The sequence below is a fragment of the Nocardiopsis salina YIM 90010 genome (assembly GCF_000341025.1).
In the GTDB taxonomy this organism is placed as follows: Bacteria; Actinomycetota; Actinomycetes; order Streptosporangiales; family Streptosporangiaceae; genus Nocardiopsis; species Nocardiopsis salina.
This window is the reverse complement of the sequence record NZ_ANBF01000118.1, coordinates 1-20448: the sequence shown is the minus strand read 5'-3', so window position 1 is coordinate 20448 and position 20448 is coordinate 1. Positions and strand designations below refer to the sequence as shown.

The following is a 20448-nucleotide window of genomic DNA, read 5'->3' as shown; positions in this document are numbered from 1 at the left end:
GGGGTGGATGTTGTGGCCGCCGCTGACGATCATGTCGCCCTCGCGTCCGAGCAGGTGGAGCACGCCGTCGCGCATGAACCCATGGTCGCCGACGGTGACCCAGGTCCCGTCGCCGCGCAGCCCGGTGCCGTCGGTGGGGCGCAGGTATCCGGCGCAGACGAGTGCGCTGCGCAGGTGCACGGTACCGGGTTGGCCCTCGGCGGCCTCCTGCCCGTCGGGGCGCCGGACACTGAGCTCCACCCCGGGGAAGGGGCGGCCGACGGGCGTGGCGGCGCCGGTGCGCGGCTCGAGCGGGGCGGACAGGTCGGTCTCGGCGAGCGTCACGAAGCTGAGCTCGGAGGCGCCGTAGTACTCGGCCACACGCGCATCCGGGCATGCGCCCGCGAGGGTGTCGAGCACGGCGCGGTCGAGGCGCGCACCGCTGCTGACGAGGGTGCGCAGCGGCTTGAGCGCCTCGGGCTCGGCGGTGGTCGCGAGCGCACGCAGCATGGTCGGGACGCCGACGAACCGGGTGGCGCCGCGCTCGGCGACGGTCTCGGCGCACGCACGCGGCTGGAACCCGGGCGCGGAGACGAAGGTGCCCCCGGCGTACAGGGATTCGGTGAGCCCGTAGAGGCTGAGGCCGTGGGAGAGCGGCCCGGGGGCGACGGTGGTCTCGCCGGGTTCCAGGCGCAGGAGGCGGGCGCTGGTGGGCAGGCTCGCGCGCCACGAGCGGCGGGTGCGTGCGAAGGCCTTGGGGGCGCTGGTGGTGCCGGAGGAAAAGCCGATGAGGAAGAGCTGGTCGTCGTGGCGGGCTCGGAGCACGGAGCCGAGGGTGGCCTCCCGGGTGGCGCCCGGCACGGGAGCGGTCCACTCCCCGAAAGGTTCGGGCCCCTCCGGGTCGGTGTTGGGCTGCTCGAAGGCGGGGCCGGTGACCAGCACCGCGCGACAACGGCCAGTCTCGGGCAACCGCGCCACGTGCGGGGAGTCCGTCACCAGCACCGCGGGCTGCAGCTGCGCGAGCGCGTCCGCGGCCCGGCGCTCCGGCCAGGTGGGGTCCAGCACCGCCGTGGCCAGGGGTGAGGCCGTCGCGCCCGCGTAGGCGCGCACGAAGTCCGCGGAGTTGTGCAGCGACAGCGCCACCACGTGCTGCGGCCCATGCCCCGGAACCAGGGCGCGCCCTCCCCCGGCGAACGAACCCAGCCGGTACGCGAATGCCAGGGCGGCATCGGACAGTGCGGCGTAGGTCAGCGACTCGTCCGCGCACACGAACGCGGTACGCCCCGGGTGGGCGTCGGCGTGGTCGGCGAGAGCCTCGGTGATCGGCACGGCACCCTCCGGTCAGGGTTTGCGGGCGACGATCACGTCCCGCATGATCGCCTGGTCCACGCGGTGTTCGAAGTCCAGGTACGGTCCCGAGTCGCAGACCTCCAGCCCGGCGTCGGCCAGCGCCCCGGCCAGCTCCTCCCGCCCGGCGACGAGGTTGTTCCAGGAGATCCCGACAGCACCCCCGGACCGCAGCAGCCCGGTCCACACGGGCGCGGCGGCACGGATCAGCTCCTGGGGCCCGCGCTTGAGGCCCTCCTTGTCGGTGCGGCTCCCGTGCTGCACACCGTAGGGCGCGTCGGCGACCACGAGGTCGAAGCTGCCCGGAGCGTAGACGGCCCGCGCGTCGGCGGTGTCCACGTTGGCGTACTCCAGGTGCTGGGCGCGCCCGGCCTTGAAGTCCTCCTTGGTGGGCGCGAGCGTCGCCTCCAGCCGTTTGCCGAGCACCCGCTTGTTGCGGCGCACCTGCGTGACGTCGGCCTGGTGCTTGAGGCGCTTGCGCTTGAGGTAGGTGCGCACGAACCCGGAGTAGGCCTCGAAGTCGCGCTTGTCGGTGTCGACCCCGGTGGCGTCGTACCCGTACATGAGCGCCTGGTTGAGCGTCGTGCCGCGCCCGCACAGGGGGTCGAACACGTGGAAGCGCCGGTCGAGCATCTCGGCGCCGCGCGCGGAGCTCCACAGGGCGACGTTCAGCAGGAGCTTGGTGAACTGCTCGTTGGTCTTGCCCTGGTACTTCTGGATCGTCAGGAGGTCGTCGTCGTAGCGGTCGAGCCGGTGCAGTTCGACCGGTGCGAGCAGTTCTCCCTCGACCCGGAAGAGGCCGTAGATCGAGGAGAGGTTGGCGACCAGCCCCGCCTCATCCTCGGAGAGCGGGTCGGACTCGAAGGTCAGGTACGGGATCCCACCGATGGTGGTCTGTGTGAGTCCGCTGATGCGCCCACCGAGGACGGTCCGGTCGAGCACCCCCAGTTCCGCCGCCATCAGGCGGGCGGCGGCGTCGGTGTAGACCCGGTTCGCCGCGGGGTGCAGGAGGATCGCGTAGGTGGCCATCGGTGCCCTTCGGTGTGCTCGTGGGGACCCCCCATGATCACCGACCGCGGGGACCGAAGCGAACCGGGGCCGGTCGCCGGGACCGGGCAGGCCCCGCACGTCAGCGCGCCCGGTCGGCGAAGGTCCGCAGCACGCCGCCGACGCGGTGGAGCCAGTCGGCGATGGTCTCCAGCTCCGCCTCGCTGTAGCGGTCGTGGAGGTCCACCATGGGCTCCCGGAACCCGGGCAGGATCCCCGGCCCGGCGGTCCCGGCGGCCCCTGCCTCGGTCGGCAGGCCCACGGGCCGCACCACGACCCGCCTCCGGTCGTCGGGGTGCCGGTCGCGCTGGACCAACCCGTGACGTTCGAGCCGGTCGACGACGCTGGTCACCGTCCCGGTGGCGAGCTTGAGCCGCGCGGCGATCTCCCCGGGGCCGAGGGGTCCGCCCAGGCGCAGCAGCACCAGGCACTGGAAGTCGGTGGGGTTGAGGTGCGAGTTCTCGGCCGCAGAGTGCAGCAGTCGGATGAGGGACGCGGCGAGCTCCTGGCCGTCGTCGCGGATGGCGTCGTAGAGTTCGGACCGCCTCCCGCCGTCCCCCTGCCGGGCGGCCCCCTCCGCGTCGTCCATGGGTCCCGATCGTATCTGCGCGACCCCGTGGCTCACCCGCCCGGGTTGAGCTGCCACATGGCGAAGGTGAGCGCCGACGCGAACGCCACCCACGCCCAGTACGGCACCAGGAGCGCGGCGGCCGTCCGGGACACACGGGCGAAGGCGGGGATCATCGCGGTGATCACGGCGAGCAGCAGCAGGATGTCGACGAGCGCGGCCGCCCGCATCTCCGCGCCGAAGAACAGGGGCGTCCACGCGGCGTTGAGCACGAGCTGCACCGCGAAAAGCGTCAGAGCCGCGCGTGCACCGCGCCACCCGGCCCGGCGCCACACGAGCCACCCGGCCACCGCGATCAGCACGTACAGCGCGATCCACACGGGGCTGAACAGCCAGGACGGCGGTGCCCAGGCGGGCTGGGCCAGGCGCGCGTAGANACCGCGAGCACGAAGCCGGCCAGGCCGAGCAGCTGGCTGCCGTCGGTGCGTGGTTCCTGTCCCGTGCCGGGCATGGTCCCCCCCAAGAGCTCATTCATGTACTGAACGATGCCGAGTATCTTGCTTTCCGAAATATTGAGCACTAACCATCGATGGGGAGGGTGTTGGCATGCGGCGTCTGTTGGCCTGGACCGCCGGGGTCCTCGCGGTGCTGCTGGTCCTGGCCTCCGTGGCGTTCGTGGTGTGGGCGGGCAACCCCTACGAGGCCGTTCCGGGTTCGCTGGAACGCGCCGAGCGGTCCGCCGACGTCGCCGCGGACGAGGACGGCGTCGTGATCACACCCCCCGGTGGCGAGGTGGACACCGCCGTCGTCTTCTACCCCGGAGCACGCGTGGAGCCAGAGGCCTACGCGGCGTCCTGGGCGCCGGTCGTCGCCGAGACCGGCGTGGGCGTGGTGATGCCCCGAATGCCGTTCAACCTGGCGGTCCTGGCTCCGGGGCGGGCCGAGGCGGCGATGGAACGACTCGACGCCGAGACCTGGTACCTGGGCGGGCACTCGATGGGCGGGGCCATGGCGGCGTTCGCGGCCTCGGACGACGACACGGCCGGCGACCGCGCTGTGGGCCTGGTCCTGTGGGGCTCCTACGTCGCCGGAACCGACCTGGCCGAACGCGAGGACCTGCGGGTGTTGTCGGTCTCGGCCTCGGAGGACCTCCTGGCCGACCCCGACACCGTGCGCGACCGCCGCGACGCTCTGCCCCCGGACGCCGAGTCCGTGGAGATCGACGGCATGAACCACGCACAGTTCGGCGACTACGGCCCGCAGGTCGCCGACGGCACACCCCACATCGCCGACGACGAGGCCAGGGTGGAGCTGGCCGAGGCGACCGCGGGGTTCCTGGGCGACGGGTGAACCCGCCGTGCCCCCCCGTGACGCCTGTACCACCTTTCGGGGTGCGCCCTCTCTACAGGGGTTCAGTGTATTACTACACTTTGGTGTGTGGATGATGCTGAACTGACAAGCGGAACTTCTCTCCTCACCCACTCCGAACGAGAGGAGGTGGAGAAGCTCGGCCACGTGACCCGCTACCCCGCGGGCTCGATCCTGTTCGGCGCGGGCGAACTCACCGACTTCGTCCTGCTCGTGCGACACGGGCACGTCAAGATCACCACGCACTCCTCCGAGCACATCGTGGCGGTGCGCGGCCCCGGCGAGACCGTCGGCGAGATGGCGGCGATCGGCCGGGAAGCCAGATCGGCCAGCGTGTACGCGTTGAGCGAGGTCGAGGCGCTGTACATACCGGGCGACGTGTGGCTGGAGTTCCTGTACGAGCACCCCCGGGTGATGCGTGCGCTCCTGCGCCACCTGCACGCCAGGCTCAAGGAGGCCACCCGCAAGCAGGCCGAGCACGGGATCATCGGCGCGGAACAACGGCTGGCGCGGGGCCTGGTGGAGCTGGCCGCCAAGATCGGCACCCCGGACGAGCGCGGCGTGTGCGTGGCGCTGAACCAGCGTGAGCTCGCGGGCCTGGTGGGGGTCTCACGCGAGTCGGTGTCACAGGTGGTCAAGAGGCTCAGGGCCATGGGCGCGGTGGCGACGGGACGACAGCGCATCATCATCACCGACGAGGCGGTCCTGGCGAGCGTCGCCGAGGGAAACACAATTTCTTGACTTTGTTATGTGTAGTATTGCACTTAACTTGATCGAGGAGTACTTTTGGTAGCGTCGCTGTACCTCTCCGCTCAGGGAGAAGAACCGTGTCCCTCCGCGCCATCGGTGCCCTCGTCATCGTTACCGCCCTGATCGGAGGTGGACTCGAGGTGGGCGACATCGCCGTCCCCCACATGTCCACCTCACGCCTCGCACTGCTCGCCGCCGCCGGCGCCACCCTGCTCGCACTCGGTGTGTACGTCGAACGCCCCTCCCGGCGCTGCCCCATCGACCACCACCACGGCAAGGTCTACATGAACGTCCGTCTCTCCCTGGACCCGAGAGACCACGAGCACCCCGGAAAGAGCAGAAGCGATGGTGAGGACCCCTGACCACAACGCTGGTGAACCCTCCTCCCCCGACGACGGGGAGGAGTTCACCGCGCTGTTCGCGGACATGCGCGGATCAACGGGGATCGTCGAGTTCGTGGAGAGGCACCACGGGCTCGGTGCAGCGGCAGAACTCTTCCAGGTCTTCCTGTCCGAATGCGTCCGCCTCGTCGACGACATCGACGGGGCCGAGGTGCACCTGCGCGGGGACGGGGTGCTCATCCTGTTCTCCGGAACCGACCGGGTCCAGGACGCGGTGGAGTACACCCGGCGCCTGCGCCGCATGGTCGATGATCCACCGGACGAACTCGTACGCCACCTGACATGCGGGTGCACCACATGCCCCGTCTGCGGGGAGGAGACCTCACTCTCCCTCGAGGTCCGCTGCGGCATCGACGCCGGACGGGTTTCACGCTTCAAGGTGCAGACCCTGCGCGACACCGTCGAGGAGCTCGTCGGCAGCTGCATCAGTGTGGCCGCCAAGCTCAGCGGTGCACTCGGCGAGGCCCACCGGGTGGGGATGTCGCGGCGCGCCTGGCGTCGCCTGCACGAGGAGACCGGGGCCGACGCGCGCCTGGCCCGAGAGTGGACCCCCTCGGCGGGAAGGATCGGACGGCGCCGACGGAGGTTCTTCGCGTCCTGAGTAGTGTTCTCGGCGGCCTCACAGGCTCGGCCGGGGACAAGGCTTGCAGGTCGTGACCGCCCCTGGCCGAGGGGTGGCCGGACGGGCGTCGTGCATTTATAATTTTGAACAGTGTTCAGAAATACCCGGGGAGGGCCCGTGGAACCCACAGCACCCACCGCCTCCGGGGCACGCGGACGCCTGCTCGCGCCCGACTTCGCCCGGGGCGCCATGCTCCTGTTGATCCTGCTGTCCAACACCGCGTTCTTCCTGTACGCGGGCGACTACACCAGGTCGGACGAGTTCCCCGACCCCACGGGGCCGGCCGACAGCGTCACCCAGTTCCTCATGACCGCGCTGCTGGACGTGCGGATCTATCCGCTGTTCGCGTTCCTCGTCGGTTACGGGATCGTCCAGGTCTTCACCCGCCGCCAGGAGGCCGGGCTGAGCGAGGCGGAGGCCGCCGCGCAGGTGCGCCGCCGCAACCTGTGGCTGATGGTCATCGGGTTCGTGCACGCCCTCCTGCTCCTGGCCACCGAGGTCCTCGCCGCCTACGGCCTGATCGGGCTGGTTCTGTGCGCACTGTTCCTGCGCGCGGGCGAGCGGCGCATGCGGGGGTGGGTGATCGCGGGCGTGAGCGTGCTCGTGGTGGGCCTCGCCGCGGCCGTGGCGCTCTTCGTGGCCGCCCACGCCCTCGACCCGGCGGTGACATCCGGCGTTCCCGCCGTGGCCGAGGAGGGCAACCGGTCCACGCTCAGCGGTTCCGGGGAGGAGAGCTACCTCGTCTCGGCCGTGTTCCGGGTCCTGACCTGGGGCTTGCTGTTGCTGATCAACGTGTTCGGGGCGGTCCTGCCGACGGCGATGCTGCTCGGGATGTGGGCCGCGCGCCGACGCGTCATCGAGGAGCCCCGCCGCCACCTGCGCCTGCTGCGCACCGTCGCCGTCGGCGGTTTCACGATCGGGCTCCTCGGCGCGCTGCCCGAGGCCCTGATGCTCGTCGGAGCATGGGACCCGCCGCCGTTCGACGGGCTGACCGGGGCTGCAGCGGCCGTGGCCTCGTGGACGACCGGCCTGGCCGGGGGCCTCGGGTACGTCGCGATCTTCGTCCTGGCCGCCGAACGCCTCACCAGGTCCGGTCGGGTACCCGGGCCGGTCGGTGCGGTCTCCGCGCTCGGCAAGCGCTCCCTGAGCGGTTACCTCACCCACTCGGTCGTCATGGTCCCGGTGCTGTCGGCATGGGGCCTGGGTCTGGGCGCCCACCTGACCAGCGCGACGACGGCCCTGTTCGCGTTCGGGCTCTGGCTGGCCACCGTGGTCGCCGCCGCCCTCATGGAACGCCGCGGTCTGCGGGGCCCGTGCGAGGTGGCGCTGCGCCGCCTGATGCAAGGGCGGAGGCCGGACACCGCGCACGTGGCCGAGTCGTAGATTGGGCGCATGAGGCCGAGCACGAGTCCGGGCGCGGGGCGGGAACACACACCCGGCCCCCGCCCGCGTCTGTCCCGGGAGCTCATTGCCGAGACCGCGATCGGCCTGGCCGAGCACGAAGGCGTGCGGGCCCTGACGATGCGCCGGCTCGCCACGCGGCTGTCGGTCGCACCCGGAACCCTGTACACGTACGTGTCGGGCAAGGACGATCTTGAGCTCCTCGTCCTGGACACCCTGGTGGGGCAGCAGGACCGGCTCCCCCACACGCTCCCGGGCACATGGCGCGAGCAGGTCGAGGCGTGGGCCAAGAACGACTGGGACGGCTACGTGCGCCACCCCTGGGTCATGGAACTGCGGTTCCGCGTCTCCGGCGGCGGGCCGAACATGATCGCCTGGTTGGACTCGGCGCTGCGGGTGTTCGAGGGCACGGGCCTGTCCGACCGGCAGCGGCTCGACGTCGTGGAGACCGTGGACGGTTTCGTGCGGGGCTCGGCCGTGCTGCACCTGCGTTCGGACGACGCCATGACCGGGGGCGCGACCGCTCCGACCCCCGAGATGCGAACGGCGCTGGGCGAGGCGCCCGACCTGGTCGCGGCCCTGACCGCGCGGGCCGCCGGCCCCACCACGGACCGGTTCGAGTTCGGACTCCGGTGTCTGTTGTCGGGCGTGCAGGAGGTCATCGACGCGGCCGACCGGCCTTGACCGGACTCCCTCCCCGGGGTCACCCCTCGGCGGGGCGGAGGACCAGTTCCTCGTGCGGGTCGCCGGCCAACGGGTTGTCGTAATCGAGCACGAGCTGAGCGCTCTGGTCGTGCCGGGGAAGGGGCGAAGGGGTCATGCGGGGTGCGATGCCCCCGATGCCGCACCGGTTCGCGATCCGTCGGCCGGATCCTCGGCCCCTTCCGAGCCGTCCGGCCCTCCCGAGTCCTCGTCCCCTTCGGCATCGCCCGCGCTTCCCGAGTCGTCCGTCCCACCGGTGTCATCGGACTCTCCGGGGCCGCCCGTCCCGTCCGTGTCGTCCAGGGTCACGTGCCGCAGCAGCCACAGCACCACCGCCGCCGTGGGCACGAGGACCACCGCGGCGATGCCGTACCCCGACTGCACCGCGGTGGTGAAGGCCNCGGCGGCCGTTCCCGGCAGGGACTCCGCGACCGCCGCGGCGCCACCGACGCTCTCCTCCGCGGCCTCACGCGCCCCGCCGGGGACCTCGGTCAGGTCGGCGTCCTGCAGGGCGGTCCGGTAGACCACCGCGGAGAGGCTGCCGAGGAATGCCAGGCTCAGCGCGTTGCCCAGGCCCCCGCCGACGTCGCCCACGGCCGTGGCCGAACCGGCCTTGGACACCGGTGCGGAGGCGACCACCAGGTTGATGCTCAGGGTGAAGAGCGGGCCGAGTGCGGCGGCGATGACGGTCGTGGTGGCGATGATGAGCGCGGTGTTCCCGGTGGGCAGCGCCCAGACCATGACGGCGGCACCGACCGCGGCGGTGAGCAGTCCGCCGCCCATCACGATGCTCGGCCGCACCCACCGGACCAGCAGGGGCGGCAGCAGACCGGTGATGAGCCCGGCCACGGCAGGCACGATGAGCAGGACCCCGGCCCGGGCGGGCGAGAGGGCCTGCACGGTCTGCAGGAACTGGGCCAACAGCATGTCCGCGCCGCCGATCGCCAGCAGCATGAACAGCACCGCCGCCACCGAGACCGAGAAGGCGGGCCTCCGGAACAGGGAGAGGTCGAGCAGCGGGTCGCTCAGACGCAGTTGCCGCCGTGCGAAGAGCGCACCGAGCCCGACACCGGCGGCGACCGAGACCACGTACGGCCACAGGGGCACGGCGGCGGCCGCGGCGGTGCGGTCGGCGATCTCCTGCAGCCCGAAGATCACCAGGATGATCGCGCTGGTGGACAGCACGACGCTGCTCAGGTCGAACCCGCCCGAGACCTCCTCGCGGTGGGAGGGCAGCAACAACGGGGCCACGACCAGGACCAGCAGGGCAACCGGGACGTTGAGCACGAAGACCGCGCCCCACCAGAAGTACTCGAGGATCACCCCGCCCAGCGGCGGCCCCAGCGCCATGCCCGCGGAGAAGGCGCTCATCGACACTGCGACGGCCACGGAGAACTGCGCCGACGAGCGGAACAGCACACGCAGCAGTGCCATGATGCTCGGGGCCAGCGTCGCGGCGGCCACCCCCATGAGGGCCCGGAAGGCGATGAGGACCTCTGGCGTCGGCGCCAGTGCCGCGCCCAGCGAGGCGGTCCCGTAGAGGGCCACGCCGATGAGGAGCAGGCGCCGGCGTCCGGTGCGGGCGCCGAGCCAGCCCATGGTCAGGGCCATGCCCACGCCGAGGAACTCGGCCACGTGCAGGATCCAGAGCATCTGGGTGCTGCCCGGGGCGAGGTCGGCCGCGATCGCCGGCAGGGCCAGGAACAGGACCGTCATGTCGGTGGCGGCCATGAGCAGCGGCACGGTGAGCACGGCCAGCGCTGTCCATTCCCGCCAGGTCGCCGCAGGGGGGGGTGGTGAAGCCGTGGGGCCGGTCGCGGTCGCCATCGTTCCTCCTCGGTGTCGGCCCGAACGACAGTAGGACCTCGACCTAAGTTGAGATCAACCCGTTCCTTGTTCGCCGTCGCGGCCCCCCGGACCCGGACCGTACAGGCACCGGGCCCCGGAGCACGCAGGAGCCCCGGACACGGGATCGCGGGCATGGCGCGCGACAGCGGTCAACGGCACCAGCACGTTGTCCCACACCTGGGCCGGAGTGCGGCGCGGCTGTCGGCACGAGCGGGGACAACGCCACTACGCTGAGGACGAACCTCCGGGTTCCCCGAGGTTCCCCGCCGCCGGGCCCCCAACGACGTGGGCCCGGCGGTTGGGGGTCTCCCACGTCGGGTAGTGCCTCCGAAGAGATCGAATCCGCAGGTCCCGCTCACCCCCCACGGGGCCCGTTCCAAGGGGGAAACATGGGAGTCAAGCGCGGTCTCGCAGGCCTTCGCGACATCCTCGGCGAGGTGGATTTCCCCGCCGGCAAGGACACCATCGTGCAGTACGCACTCGATGCCGACGCGGACACCGAGATCGTCAGCGCACTCCGGGCAATGCCGCCCGCCGAGTACAACGAACCCAACGAGGTGCTGCGCTCGGTGCCCCTGGAGGAGTCGGAGGAGGGCGCCCAGACCGAGGCCGCCCGGGTCTGCCAGGCCCGCGAACGCACCCAGTCGGGGATGGCCGACTCCGCGATGGAGAACCGGCCGGTGAACCCGATCGAGGACGAACTCGGTGAGAACCGCAAGGCCTGACACCACGGCCGTGGGCGCCGCCCCGCGCGGCACACGCCGGCGGGGCGGCACCGCATGTGCACGACGGTGATCGGCGGTACCTCCACGGCGCTCCCGGAGACGGTGATCGACCAGTCCGCTCTGGCCTCGCACCTGCCCGAGGGGCACCGCGGTGCGTCGGCGTTGGCCAAGATCGTCGCCGGGTCCGGCATCGAGCAACGCCGGCTGGCCGTGGACCCCCGGGTGGAGGACGTCGCCTCCTGGCCGACCTCCGTGCGCNGGGGGGCCTGCCGCTGGCCCGCTCGGCGGCATCTGCGGCACTGGCCGAGGCGGGCACCGATCCTGAGGAGGTCGGGCTGTTGTGCCTGGTCTCCTCCACCGGCTACGGGACCCCGGGCGTGGACTCGCGACTGCTGCCAGAGCTGGGCCTACGGCCCTCGACCCGACGGCTGCTCGTCGGCCACATGGGGTGCTTCGCCGCGCTTCCGGGGCTCGGGGCGTGCGACGACCACGTGCGCGCGCACGGGAGCGCGGCGCTGTTGGTCAACCTCGAGCTGTCGTCCCTGCACCTGCAACCACCGCCGTGGGACATCGAGCAGCTGGTGATCAACTCGCTGTTCGGCGACGCGGCCACGGCTGCGGTGCTGCGCCCCGCCTGGCGCGGAAACGGTCCCGAGGTGGTGGACCTGGCCTCGCTGACCGCACACGAACACGAGGGCCACATGAGCTGGCACGTGGGCGACCACGGGTTCCTGATGGGGTTGTCCGCGCGGGTGCCCGACCTCATCGCCGAGGCGCTGCCGGGGCTGGTCTCCGACCTGCTCGGGCCGCACGGGGTACGGGTCCCCGAGGTCGGCTGGTGGGCGGTCCACCCGGGCGGGCGCCGGATCATCGACGCGGCCGAGGGGTCCCTCTCGCTGGAGCCGGAGCAGGTGGCGCCCTCCCGCGAGGTGCTGCGACGGCTCGGGAACTGTTCCTCTGCCGGGCTTCCCCTGGTCATGGACTCGATGCTGCGCTCTGCTCCCCTGGACGAGGGAGAGTACGGGGTCGCGATGACCTTCGGCCCCGGTCTGACACTCGACACCGCGCTCCTACGGGGGCGGGAGGGGACGGTCGGCGATGACGGCCGCGGCGACCACCACTGAGCGGGCCCGGACCGAGCTCCTGGATCTGCTCGCCCGGTTCGTGCACTGCCTGGACCGGCGGGACTTCGAGGGGTACGCGGCGCTGTTCACCGAGGACTGCCGGCTGAGCCTGCCGCACGCCTCGCACCACGGACGGGCCGGGTTGGCCGCGTTCGTCGCCGCCGACCTGGGCGGGTACGCGGCCACCCACCACTCCACCTCCGACCACCTGGTGCGGATCGAGGGCGACACGGCCACGGTGCGTTCGCAGATGTGGGCCGTGCACCTGCGGTCGTCCCAGGACCCGAAGGACTGGTGGGCGGTCGGCGGGCGTTACGAGCACGACTTTCGGCGCGAGGCCGACGGGTGGGCCATCTCGGCGGTGACGGTCACGCCGGTGTGGTTGGACGAGGGGCAGTGAGGGCCCCCTCGAGCACCGCGAACCGGCTGTCGGCCTCGCGCACCGCTTCCAGCTGCAGACCCGCCGCCTCCATGAGCTCCGCGTACTCGGCGCGGGTGCGTTCGCGGCCCCCGGAGAGCACGAGCATGGCCAGGTCCGTGGTGCGTGCGGGGTGGGGGGCGTCGTCACCGTCGGGCAGGAGCGACTCGACCGCCAGCAGGCGTGCGCCGCGGGTTCCGGACATAGCGCGGCGGCAGGACCGAAGGATCTGCAGGGCCTCCCGCTCGGGCCAGTTGTGCAGGACCCCTTTCAGCAGGTAGACGTCGCCGCCCTCGGGGACCTCGGCGAAGAAGTCGCCGGCCACGACCCGGCAGCGCTCGGACAGGCCCTGTTCGCGCAGGTGCTCCTGCGCCGCTCCGGCCACGCGCGGGACTTCCAGCAGCACCCCCTCAACCTGCGGATACGCGCGCAGGATCTCCGCGAGGAGCATTCCGTTGCCGCCGCCGACGTCGACGACCCGCCGCACTTCCGAGAAGTCGTACGCGGCCAGGAGACCGGGGGCGACGAGGCGGGTGAGGTCGTCCATCGCGCGGTCGAAGACCTCGCCGTGGTCCGGGTGCTCGTCCATGTAGGCGTAGATGTCGGTCCCCAGGGCCTGCGGGAACGAGGGTTCACCGGTTTCGAGGCTGTGCCCCACAGCGCCGATGACCAGTGGGGCGACAGCACCGTCCAACTCCAGGACCGCGCGCACGGAGGCGGGGTGGTCCGAACGCAGGGGTGCGCCCGCGCGGGTGAGCTCGAAGCGGTCTCCGCCCGCGCGCGCGACGATCCCGTCGGAGGCCAGCAGGGCGAGGAGCCGGTGTAGTGCGTCCGGGTCGCAGCCGGCCTCCGCGGCCAGGTCCGTCGGCGTGAGGGGGCCGTCGGCGAGGAGGTCGCCGAGCCTGAGTTCCGCCGCGGCCTGGAGCGCACGCGCCTGCACGAGCCGTTCCCCCAGCGCGAGCAGGGCGTATCCGTCGTCGGTGTCCCCCGGTTCCATGGCTGTTCCCGCCCCCTCGGACTGTCCGCCCGCGCACTTCGCGCCGGCGCCCACAGCCTCCGCGATCATCGCCGCCGTGTCAGGCCCCCACGCCCGGGCACCTGCGTCTGCGTTCGGTACCGGGTGGATGGGGTGCGGACCGGACCGGCCGCGGACCCGGCCGAGGGTCTCGCGCCGAGCCGGGCGGCGCGCGTCCCGGATGCGGTCGGCCTCCTGCTCAGCGGCCTTCTCGTCCTGGGTCAGGGGGAGGTCGGCGTCGCGGTCGTCGGCGTCGTAGGTGCGGACCATGGTGAGCTCCCCGTCCTGGTCGGGGTTCGAGTTCGGGTTCGGTCCCCTCTCGGGGACGAGCAGTGGACCGTCTCGGCCTTCGGGGCGGTCAGGAGCTCCTCGGCCGAGGAGCCGGCCTCGGCACCGGGATCACGCCCGGTACACGGACCGGAGCTCGGTAGTGAGACACCGGATACACGAAGAGCGGCGCCGCCCGATCCGGGGGATCCGGCGGCGCCGCACGGGTCGTGGGTCAGGAATCGTTGTCGGGACGGGTGTGGCCCGGGTGCTCCTCGGAGTTGGTGTCCTCCTCGGCTTCGACGACCAGGTCGTCGAAGAGGGTCGAATCCGCCTTGGGGGCACCGGTCAGATACCCGGCGCGGGCCATCGCGGACCCGCCCACTGCGGTCGTGGCCAACTGGATGACCAGAGCCAGAGCCACCTTGAGCATGTTCATCCACGACGGCTGATGCACCAGCAGCCCGATGAGGATCAGGGCCGTACCGGACGCACCGGATACCGTCACGCCGCTCAGGCGCGAGTACATGTCCGGCAGCCGCAGCATGCCCAACGCTCCCACCAGGAAGGTCAGGGCCCCGGCGAGCATCAACAGGTCGCCGGCCAGTTCTCCGCTGATCATCGCTTACCTCCTGCGGTCAGTCGGGCCAGGGAGATCGCGGCGAGGAAGCCCACGAGGGTGCAGACCACCACGATGTCCACCAGCAGCGCGGTCTCCAGGCGCACGCCGAGGATCGCGACGAGACCGACGAACCCGAAGAAAATCACGTCCGAACCCGAACCCCGGTCGGCGCCGCTCGGCCCGCGCATGATCCGGTAGGTCGCGATGATCATGGAGACGACGATGGCCGCCAGGGCGATGTCGATGATGCTCATCGGCGTTGTCCCTCCTCGTCCCGGTCCAGGTCCTCGGGCCGGGGCGGAATGCCCTCGGGCCGGGTGGCCCTGAGCAGGTTGTCCTCGATGGTGTGCACGTAGCGGATGATGGAGCTGTGGCTCTCCGCGTACATCGCGTGCACCCACACCGTCGCCGGGTCGTGGCGGGCGGCCACGGTCAGCGATCCCGGTGTGAGCGAGACGAGGTTGGCCATCATCGAGATCTCGAAATCGGTTCGGCACCGCAACGGCACCTCGACGAAGGCCGGTGCGATCTGGCTTCCGGGGGTGAGGATCTCCCACCCCACGCGCAGCGATCCCACGAGCAGGTCGTAGGCCAGGTAAACGGGCAGCCACAGGATGCCCAGGATCCATATCAGGACGCTCTTGACAGTCATCCGAGCACCGCCTCGACGTAGGTGGACGTGTCCAGGAGGTTCGCGGCCGCCGTGGCGCTCAGGTCCAGCAGGACCGTCGCCCCCAGGCCGATGCTCAGGGTCGTGGCGGCCAGCACCACCCCTGGAATCAGCATCACCGTAGGTACCTTCGGCCGCACGAGCACCGAGGTGGCACCGTTGCCCTCGGTCTGCGGTTCCTCCACGGGTCTGCGCGGCTCGGGCTCCTTGCCCCAGAAGACGCCGCCCCAGATCTTGAGCATCGACATCAGCGTGAACAGGCTGACCGCCACCGCGATCACTGCAGCGACCCACTCACCGGCCTGGAAGGCGCCGGCCACCAGGGTCAGCTTGGCGACGAACCCGGAGAACGGCGGCAACCCGGCCAGCGACAGCGCCGCACCCATGAAGATCAGAGCCAGGAGGGGCTCTCGTTTGGCGATCCCGCCCAACCGGTTGAGTGCGCCGGTTCCGTGGGTGTGTTCGATCGCCCCCGTGGACAGGAACAGCGACGCCTTCACGATCATGTGGTGGATCAGGTAGAAGATGCCGGCCATCAGCCCCAGCTCGGTGAACAGGGCCACGCCCAGCAGGATGTAGCCGATCTGGCTGATCATGTGGAAGACCAGGATCGAACGGGTGGTGTCCTCACCCACGGCACCCAGCACGCCGACCAGCATGGTCAGGCTGAACACCACCACACCGATCCACAGGAAGGTGGCATCGCCGTCGAAGACGACCGCGTACAGGCGGTAGATCGCGTAGATGGCCACCTTGGTGTGCAGGCCCGAGAACAGCGCCGTGACCGCGGGCGAGGTACTCGGATAGGTACGCGCCAGCCACCCGTGCACCGGCACGGCCGCCGACTTCACCGACAGGGCCAGGATGATCACGCCCATGCCGGTGGCCACCATCGGCGACTCCGCGGCCGCCCCGGCCAACCGGCCGAGGTTGACGGTGTCGGCCGCACCGTAGACCAGCGCGACACCGGCGAGGAAGATCGTCGAGGTCAGCAGATTCAGCGTCACATAGATCCGACCGGACTTCAGACGCCGCAGTGACCCGAGCATGGCCAGCAGCCCGTACGCGGGCAGCAGCATGACCTCGATGAACACGAACAGGTTGAACAGGTCCCCGGTCATCAGGGCACCGGTCACACCAGCTGACAGGACAAGGACGAGGGGCCCGAAGTAGGAGGCCTTGTCGTCGCCCACCGCGATGGCGAAGGCCGCGCAGACCAGCACCAACAGCGACGTCGTCCACAGCATGAGGGCGCTGAAGGTGTCGACGACGAACGGGATGGAGACCCCCTCTGCCCACAGCGCGACGTTGTGGGAGAGCATCGAGCCGTCCCGCGTCTGCCACAGCAGGGCCGTGCTGGCCACCAGGGTGACCGCGCTGGGCGCGAGCAGCAGCGTCCGGCTCAGCCACAGAGGGAGCCAGGTCAGGATCAGGAGCCCAGCGACTGACAGCGGTGCCGCGACCAGGAGGGGAAGGAGCGCTGAGTTCATGAGGCGTCCTCTGTGTCGTCATCGGTACCGGTCGCCGCGAGGGTGAGCATGTAGATCGTGATCGAGAAGGCGATGACGATCGCGGTCAGGACGAAGGCCTGAGGCAGGGGGTCGGAGGCCGTGTCCGCGGAGGTGTAACCCAGCAGGGGCTGGGCCCTCCGGAACGTACCGCCGGCCGACATGAGCATCAGGTTGACCGCATGCCCCAACATGACGAAGCCGAGGATGATCCGGACCAGGCCGCGCTGGAGCATGAGGAAGACCGCCCCGAACACCAGGACGCCGATCGTGATGGCCAGAGTCATCGTGAGCCTCCGTTCGAAGCGACGTCCAGCGGGTCCTCGGGGTGGTTGCCCGGGTCCTGGTCGGGTGTGCTCGCCGGCGGCTGGTCGGGCGTGGGCGCCATGATGCCCAGCGTCGAGTCACCCGGCCGGGATTCGTCGAGCCCCAGCTGGTTGAGGGCGGTGAGGATGACGCCCACCACGCCGAGGTAGACACCCACGTCGAACACCAACGCGGTCGTGATGTGCGCGTAGTCGCCCAGCGGCAGATCCAACTCCGTGTGCAACGGCCGGAGGAAGGACCCGTCGAAGTAGCCGAGGAGCCCGGAGAACACTGCGACGAGGATGCCGACACCGATGATCATCGGGTAGGCCAACCTGATCCGGGCCACTTCGGCGCTGGGTGCGGCGAGGTAGACCAGGGCGAACCCGGCACCCCCGACGAGGCCGGCGATGAAGCCGCCACCGACGTCGTTGTGCCCGCGCAGCATCAGGTAGACGGACCAGATCACCAGCAGCGGGAGCAGGCTGTAACTGACCGCACGCATGATCAGCGTGTTGTCGTCGGCGTCGTAGGCGGCGCTGTTGCGGCTGACGACGACCCGGCGGTCACCGTGCGAGGGCAGCAGACCGCTGGAGTTGAGCACGGCGATGATGATGAGCCCGGCCACGCCCAGGACGACGAGTTCGCCCAGGGTGTCCATGGCGCGGTAGTCGACGAGGATCGTGTTGACGACGTTGCTGCCGCCGGTGTCCTCCACCGAGTGGTCCAGGAAGTACTGGCCGGTCTCGGAGATGTCGCGGCGCCCGGTGAGGAAGTAGGCACCCATCGCTGCGGAGACACCCGCTGCCGCTGCCACCAGGGCGGTCAGCACCGTGCGGCTGCGCGGCACCTTGTGGAACCGCTTGGGGAGCCGGCGCAGCACGAGGGCGGCGATGACCACCGTCAGGATCTCCACGACGAGCTGGGTCAGGGCCACGTCGTAGGCGCCGAGCAGGAAGAGCCACAGCGCGGTGGTGAAGCCGGCGATGCCCACCATGACGAGACCGGCCATGCGCGATCCGGTCACCACGGCACCGATGACGGCCACAACGGCCAGTGCGACGAGCAGCCAGTCCACCGTGTCGGTGGTCTCGCCGAAGTGGTCGGGCACGTCGATCCCGGTCACGGTGACCGCCACCGTCAGTGCGATCAGTACCAGGATGGGCACGACCAGGTGGCGGGTCGGCGAGTCGGACCGCGTGAGGTCACCGACGCGGTGCCCGAGGCGGATGACCCCCTCGTGGAGGGCCTCGAAGACGGTGGGGCCGGTGACCGGGAAGAGGGTGCGCCCGGCCAGGCGCTCACCGGAAGCGGTCCACCACACCAGGACCGCGCCGAGACCGATGGCGGCCAGCGACATGAACAGGTCGACCGAGAGCCCGTGCCACAGGGTCAGCTCGGCCGGGTGGTCGCCGCCGGCGGTGTCGGCCGTGGCCCGTTCCGCGAGCTGGTTCAGGGTCGGCACGGCCAGGCCCAGAACCAAGCCGGCACCGGCAGCCACAGCAGGCCCGGCGAGGAAGGTGGTGCGTGCCTCGCGCACGTCGGTGGTGCCCCGGGGGCTGCCCCAGAACGTGCCGTGGGCGAACCGGAACGAGTAGGCGAAGGTGAAGACCGACGCCACGACCGCGGCGGTTCCGGCCAGGGCGCCGGCCCATTCGGGACCGGGGGCCTCCAGCAGGCCCTTGAAGACGTTCTCCTTGCTGACGAAGCCCAGCAGTGGCGGGATACCCGCCATGGACAGCACTGACAGGACCGTCACGCCGGCCGAGACCGGCATACGCCGGGCGAGACCGCCGAGCTCACGCAGGTCACGGGTTCCGACCTGGTGGTCGATCACGCCGACCATCATGAACAGCGCCGCCTTGAAGAGCGCGTGCGCGAGTGTGTGCACGGTCGCCGCGACCAGCGCAGCCTCGGTGCCCACACCGATCACCGCGACCAGCAGACCGAGCTGGCTCACCGTCGAGTAGGCGGCCAGCTTCTTCAGATCGTGCTGTTGCAGGGCGAAGACCGCGCCGAGGACCGCGGTGATCAGGCCGAAGGTGATGAGGGCGGCGTTCCACACCGCGACGTCGGAGAAGGCCGGGGTGAAACGCATCAGGAGGTAGATGCCGGCCTTCACCATCGCCGCGGCGTGCAGGTACGCGCTGACGGGCGTGCTGGCGGCCATCGCGTCGGGCAGCCAGTAGTGGAAGGGGAACTGTGCCGACTTGGTGAAGGCGGCCAGGAGAACCAGCACGGCCACGGTCGTGGCGAAGGCTGTGTCCTGGGACCACACAGGGTCGGCGAGGATCACGCTGAGTTGGGTGGTCCCCACGCGCAGCGCCATGAGCACGACCGCTGTCAGCAGCGCGAGCCCACCCATCGCAGTGAGGAGGAAGGTGCGGATCGCCGGCCGGCTCGCACTGGGCCCGGAGAGTCCGATGAGGTAGAAGGACGCGATGGTCGTGAGCTCCCAGAACACGAAGAGCAGCACGACGTCGTCGGCCAGCACCAGACCCGTCATGGCGAACGCGAAGAGGGTCATGAGGAAGTAGAAACCGAGCCTGCGCCCCTTGGGGAAGTACCGGGTGGAGTAGGCCATGATGAGCGCGCCCACGCCGGTCACCAGGAGGGTGAACAGCCAACCGACACCGTCCATGCGCAGCCGGAGCTCAACACCGATCTGCGGCATCCATGGCTGGGTGAACTCGATGCTGCGCCCGTCGGCGAGCACGCTCGGAGCCAAGGACAGCACAACCCCTGCCAGAGCCAGCAGGACAGCCGCGAGGAGCCACCCGGCGTTGCGCCCGAGGAGGCGGTCCGCCAGGGGTGTGCCGATTACGGCGGCGGCGAGGACCAGAAGCAGTATCAGCAGTACCACGTCACCGTCATTTCATAATGAAGGACTTCCATCGAGGCGACACAGCGCCCACGGAAGACCTGGGGGTACATGTCAGTATTAACGCTTTAAATTTGTTATGTATTTTTGTTATGGATTTTTCGAGAAGGGACGGCCGTGGTGCTCCGTCCCTGGGTGCCCGGCCCGGCGCTGCGGGATTCCGGCGGCCAGAAGGCGCTGGCGAGTGCTCGAGGCAGCGTCGCCGTCGGAAAGCGGTCAGGTGGGCGAGGGGGCGACCGGACCTGGGTGGTCCACGCCCCCGAGGTGCTCGGGGCTCGATCTGGTGACGGGTGGAGCCCGACACGGGCGGCCGCGGTGCCGCCCGTTACGCCCGTATGCGCCAATAACTGTACCAACTCTGGGGCAGGGGTTGCCACGGGGGAGGGGGTGGAGTGGCAAACAGCACGCTTCCTTTATAGGAAGTTTAACATGAGCGCATCTGGTAATAAATGCAAACTTGGCCTTCTTTCGGCAGGGCACAAGGGGTGTCGTTCTGGGCTTCAGGGCCTGTCCCACCCGGCCTTTCCCCGCATCGCACCGAACGCCTCCGCCGAGACCACCAGTGCTGTTCCCGTGCAGCAACGATGTCGCGCAGGTCATCGGCCGAGCACCGCCTCGAGATAGGAGGAGGTGTCCAGAAGGCCTTGTGCGGCCTCGGCGCTCAGGTTCAGCAACACCTGGGCCCCCAACCCCATGCACAGCGACGTCGCAGTCAGGATCAGGCCGGGCACGAGTACCAGAGGCCGGACTCGGGGCGCGGTCACGGCCGTGGCGCCGCCACCGGTTGCGGTGGGACAGGAGCCGCCGTGCTGTACCTCGTGCTCCGGATCCCTGCCCCAGAAGACGCCGCCCCAGATCTTGAGCATCGACATCAGCGTG

At 70.6% G+C, this 20448-nt stretch carries 20 protein-coding genes and 2 pseudogenes; 9 read left to right on the top strand and 13 right to left on the bottom strand.

Features of this window, described 5'->3' with window-relative positions; translation table 11 throughout:
• From D474_RS30435 to D474_RS28560, 4 genes and pseudogenes are all read right to left on the bottom strand, one after another.
• Positions 1-1308, bottom strand: a 1308-nt coding sequence (locus tag D474_RS30435) for a class I adenylate-forming enzyme family protein (RefSeq protein WP_017613940.1), incomplete at its 3' end; no start/stop codon positions are given.
• Between the two features lie 12 nt (positions 1309-1320).
• Positions 1321-2355 carry a TRM11 family SAM-dependent methyltransferase gene (locus D474_RS0112710; protein WP_017613939.1) on the bottom strand — a complete coding sequence of 345 codons (1035 nt, stop codon included), beginning with the start codon at positions 2353-2355 and terminating at the stop codon, positions 1321-1323.
• A gap of 100 nt (positions 2356-2455) precedes the next feature.
• Entirely contained in the window at positions 2456-2962 is a 507-nt protein-coding gene (locus D474_RS0112705; RefSeq protein WP_017613938.1) for a MarR family winged helix-turn-helix transcriptional regulator, read from the bottom strand.
• Between the two features lie 32 nt (positions 2963-2994).
• A pseudogene (locus D474_RS28560) lies at positions 2995-3381 on the bottom strand (TspO/MBR family protein); the annotation flags it as partial.
• A gap of 166 nt (positions 3382-3547) precedes the next feature.
• Between D474_RS28560 and D474_RS0112695 the strand changes: the two are divergent.
• From D474_RS0112695 to D474_RS0112670, 6 genes are all read left to right on the top strand, one after another.
• Positions 3548-4291 carry an alpha/beta hydrolase gene (locus D474_RS0112695; protein ID WP_017613936.1) on the top strand — a complete coding sequence of 248 codons (744 nt, stop codon included), beginning with the start codon at positions 3548-3550 and terminating at the stop codon, positions 4289-4291.
• An 87-nt stretch (positions 4292-4378) separates the two neighbouring features.
• Positions 4379-5050, top strand: coding sequence for a Crp/Fnr family transcriptional regulator (locus tag D474_RS0112690; protein WP_239647060.1), 672 nt, complete (start codon positions 4379-4381; stop codon positions 5048-5050).
• Positions 5051-5136: 86 nt separating this feature from the next.
• A complete protein-coding gene (locus D474_RS0112685; protein WP_017613934.1) occupies positions 5137-5421 on the top strand; it encodes a hypothetical protein in 285 nt (94 codons plus the stop codon).
• Complete coding sequence (locus tag D474_RS0112680) at positions 5405-6061, top strand: hypothetical protein (protein WP_017613933.1); 657 nt, start codon at positions 5405-5407, stop codon at positions 6059-6061. Before D474_RS0112685 ends, D474_RS0112680 begins: the two co-directional genes overlap by 17 nt.
• A gap of 138 nt (positions 6062-6199) precedes the next feature.
• Positions 6200-7465, top strand: coding sequence for a DUF418 domain-containing protein (locus D474_RS0112675; RefSeq protein ID WP_017613932.1), 1266 nt, complete (start codon positions 6200-6202; stop codon positions 7463-7465).
• 9 nt (positions 7466-7474) lie between these two features.
• Positions 7475-8167, top strand: coding sequence for a TetR/AcrR family transcriptional regulator (locus tag D474_RS0112670; RefSeq protein ID WP_017613931.1), 693 nt, complete (start codon positions 7475-7477; stop codon positions 8165-8167).
• 132 nt (positions 8168-8299) lie between these two features.
• On the opposite strand, the gene D474_RS28555 is transcribed toward D474_RS0112670, so the two are convergent.
• Complete coding sequence (locus D474_RS28555; RefSeq protein ID WP_449289351.1) at positions 8300-9901, bottom strand: MFS transporter; 1602 nt, start codon at positions 9899-9901, stop codon at positions 8300-8302.
• 521 nt (positions 9902-10422) lie between these two features.
• On the opposite strand from D474_RS28555, the gene D474_RS0112655 reads away from it, so the two are divergent.
• The 3 genes from D474_RS0112655 to D474_RS0112645 all read left to right on the top strand — a co-directional run bounded on the left by D474_RS0112655 (position 10423) and on the right by D474_RS0112645 (position 12282).
• Complete coding sequence (locus D474_RS0112655) at positions 10423-10758, top strand: DUF2795 domain-containing protein (RefSeq protein ID WP_017613928.1); 336 nt, start codon at positions 10423-10425, stop codon at positions 10756-10758.
• A gap of 56 nt (positions 10759-10814) precedes the next feature.
• Complete coding sequence (locus D474_RS28550; RefSeq protein ID WP_239647059.1) at positions 10815-11882, top strand: type III polyketide synthase; 1068 nt, start codon at positions 10815-10817, stop codon at positions 11880-11882.
• The gene (locus tag D474_RS0112645; RefSeq protein WP_017613926.1) at positions 11857-12282 is read left to right on the top strand and encodes a nuclear transport factor 2 family protein; all 426 of its coding nucleotides are present in this window, start codon (positions 11857-11859) and stop codon (positions 12280-12282) included. Before D474_RS28550 ends, D474_RS0112645 begins: the two co-directional genes overlap by 26 nt.
• On the opposite strand, the gene D474_RS28545 is transcribed toward D474_RS0112645, so the two are convergent.
• The 8 genes and pseudogenes from D474_RS28545 to D474_RS28540 all read right to left on the bottom strand — a co-directional run.
• Positions 12251-13585, bottom strand: a complete 1335-nt coding sequence (locus D474_RS28545) for a methyltransferase (protein WP_017613925.1) — start codon at positions 13583-13585, stop codon at positions 12251-12253. The two genes, D474_RS0112645 and D474_RS28545, sit on opposite strands and share 32 nt — an antisense overlap.
• A gap of 232 nt (positions 13586-13817) precedes the next feature.
• On the bottom strand, positions 13818-14204 hold the full coding sequence (mnhG, locus tag D474_RS0112635; protein ID WP_017613924.1) for a monovalent cation/H(+) antiporter subunit G: 387 nt from the start codon (positions 14202-14204) through the stop codon (positions 13818-13820).
• Positions 14201-14458, bottom strand: coding sequence for a monovalent cation/H+ antiporter complex subunit F (locus D474_RS0112630; RefSeq protein ID WP_017613923.1), 258 nt, complete (start codon positions 14456-14458; stop codon positions 14201-14203). Before D474_RS0112630 ends, mnhG begins: the two co-directional genes overlap by 4 nt.
• Positions 14455-14856, bottom strand: a complete 402-nt coding sequence (locus D474_RS0112625) for a Na+/H+ antiporter subunit E (protein ID WP_017613922.1) — start codon at positions 14854-14856, stop codon at positions 14455-14457. The genes D474_RS0112630 and D474_RS0112625 overlap by 4 nt, the downstream gene beginning before the upstream one ends.
• Positions 14853-16364 (bottom strand): monovalent cation/H+ antiporter subunit D family protein, encoded by a 1512-nt coding sequence (locus D474_RS0112620; protein ID WP_017613921.1) that lies wholly within the window; start codon positions 16362-16364, stop codon positions 14853-14855. Before D474_RS0112620 ends, D474_RS0112625 begins: the two co-directional genes overlap by 4 nt.
• Positions 16361-16669, bottom strand: coding sequence for a sodium:proton antiporter (locus D474_RS0112615; RefSeq protein WP_017613920.1), 309 nt, complete (start codon positions 16667-16669; stop codon positions 16361-16363). Before D474_RS0112615 ends, D474_RS0112620 begins: the two co-directional genes overlap by 4 nt.
• The gene (locus D474_RS0112610) at positions 16666-19551 is read right to left on the bottom strand and encodes a DUF4040 family protein (protein ID WP_017613919.1); all 2886 of its coding nucleotides are present in this window, start codon (positions 19549-19551) and stop codon (positions 16666-16668) included. The genes D474_RS0112615 and D474_RS0112610 overlap by 4 nt, the downstream gene beginning before the upstream one ends.
• A 614-nt stretch (positions 19552-20165) precedes the next feature.
• Positions 20166-20448, bottom strand: a pseudogene (locus D474_RS28540) (monovalent cation/H+ antiporter subunit D family protein); the annotation flags it as partial.

Coding starts and splice junctions, on each gene's coding strand:
- D474_RS0112710 (WP_017613939.1), bottom strand. CDS start 2,355: ATGGCCACCTACGCGATCCTCCTGCACCCCGCGGCGAACCGGGTCTAC.
- D474_RS0112705 (WP_017613938.1), bottom strand. CDS start 2,962: ATGGACGACGCGGAGGGGGCCGCCCGGCAGGGGGACGGCGGGAGGCGG.
- D474_RS0112695 (WP_017613936.1), top strand. CDS start 3,548: ATGCGGCGTCTGTTGGCCTGGACCGCCGGGGTCCTCGCGGTGCTGCTG.
- D474_RS0112680 (WP_017613933.1), top strand. CDS start 5,405: ATGGTGAGGACCCCTGACCACAACGCTGGTGAACCCTCCTCCCCCGAC.
- D474_RS0112670 (WP_017613931.1), top strand. CDS start 7,475: ATGAGGCCGAGCACGAGTCCGGGCGCGGGGCGGGAACACACACCCGGC.
- D474_RS0112655 (WP_017613928.1), top strand. CDS start 10,423: ATGGGAGTCAAGCGCGGTCTCGCAGGCCTTCGCGACATCCTCGGCGAG.
- D474_RS0112645 (WP_017613926.1), top strand. CDS start 11,857: ATGACGGCCGCGGCGACCACCACTGAGCGGGCCCGGACCGAGCTCCTG.
- D474_RS28545 (WP_017613925.1), bottom strand. CDS start 13,585: ATGGTCCGCACCTACGACGCCGACGACCGCGACGCCGACCTCCCCCTG.
- mnhG (WP_017613924.1), bottom strand. CDS start 14,204: ATGATCAGCGGAGAACTGGCCGGCGACCTGTTGATGCTCGCCGGGGCC.
- D474_RS0112630 (WP_017613923.1), bottom strand. CDS start 14,458: ATGAGCATCATCGACATCGCCCTGGCGGCCATCGTCGTCTCCATGATC.
- D474_RS0112625 (WP_017613922.1), bottom strand. CDS start 14,856: ATGACTGTCAAGAGCGTCCTGATATGGATCCTGGGCATCCTGTGGCTG.
- D474_RS0112620 (WP_017613921.1), bottom strand. CDS start 16,364: ATGAACTCAGCGCTCCTTCCCCTCCTGGTCGCGGCACCGCTGTCAGTC.
- D474_RS0112615 (WP_017613920.1), bottom strand. CDS start 16,669: ATGACTCTGGCCATCACGATCGGCGTCCTGGTGTTCGGGGCGGTCTTC.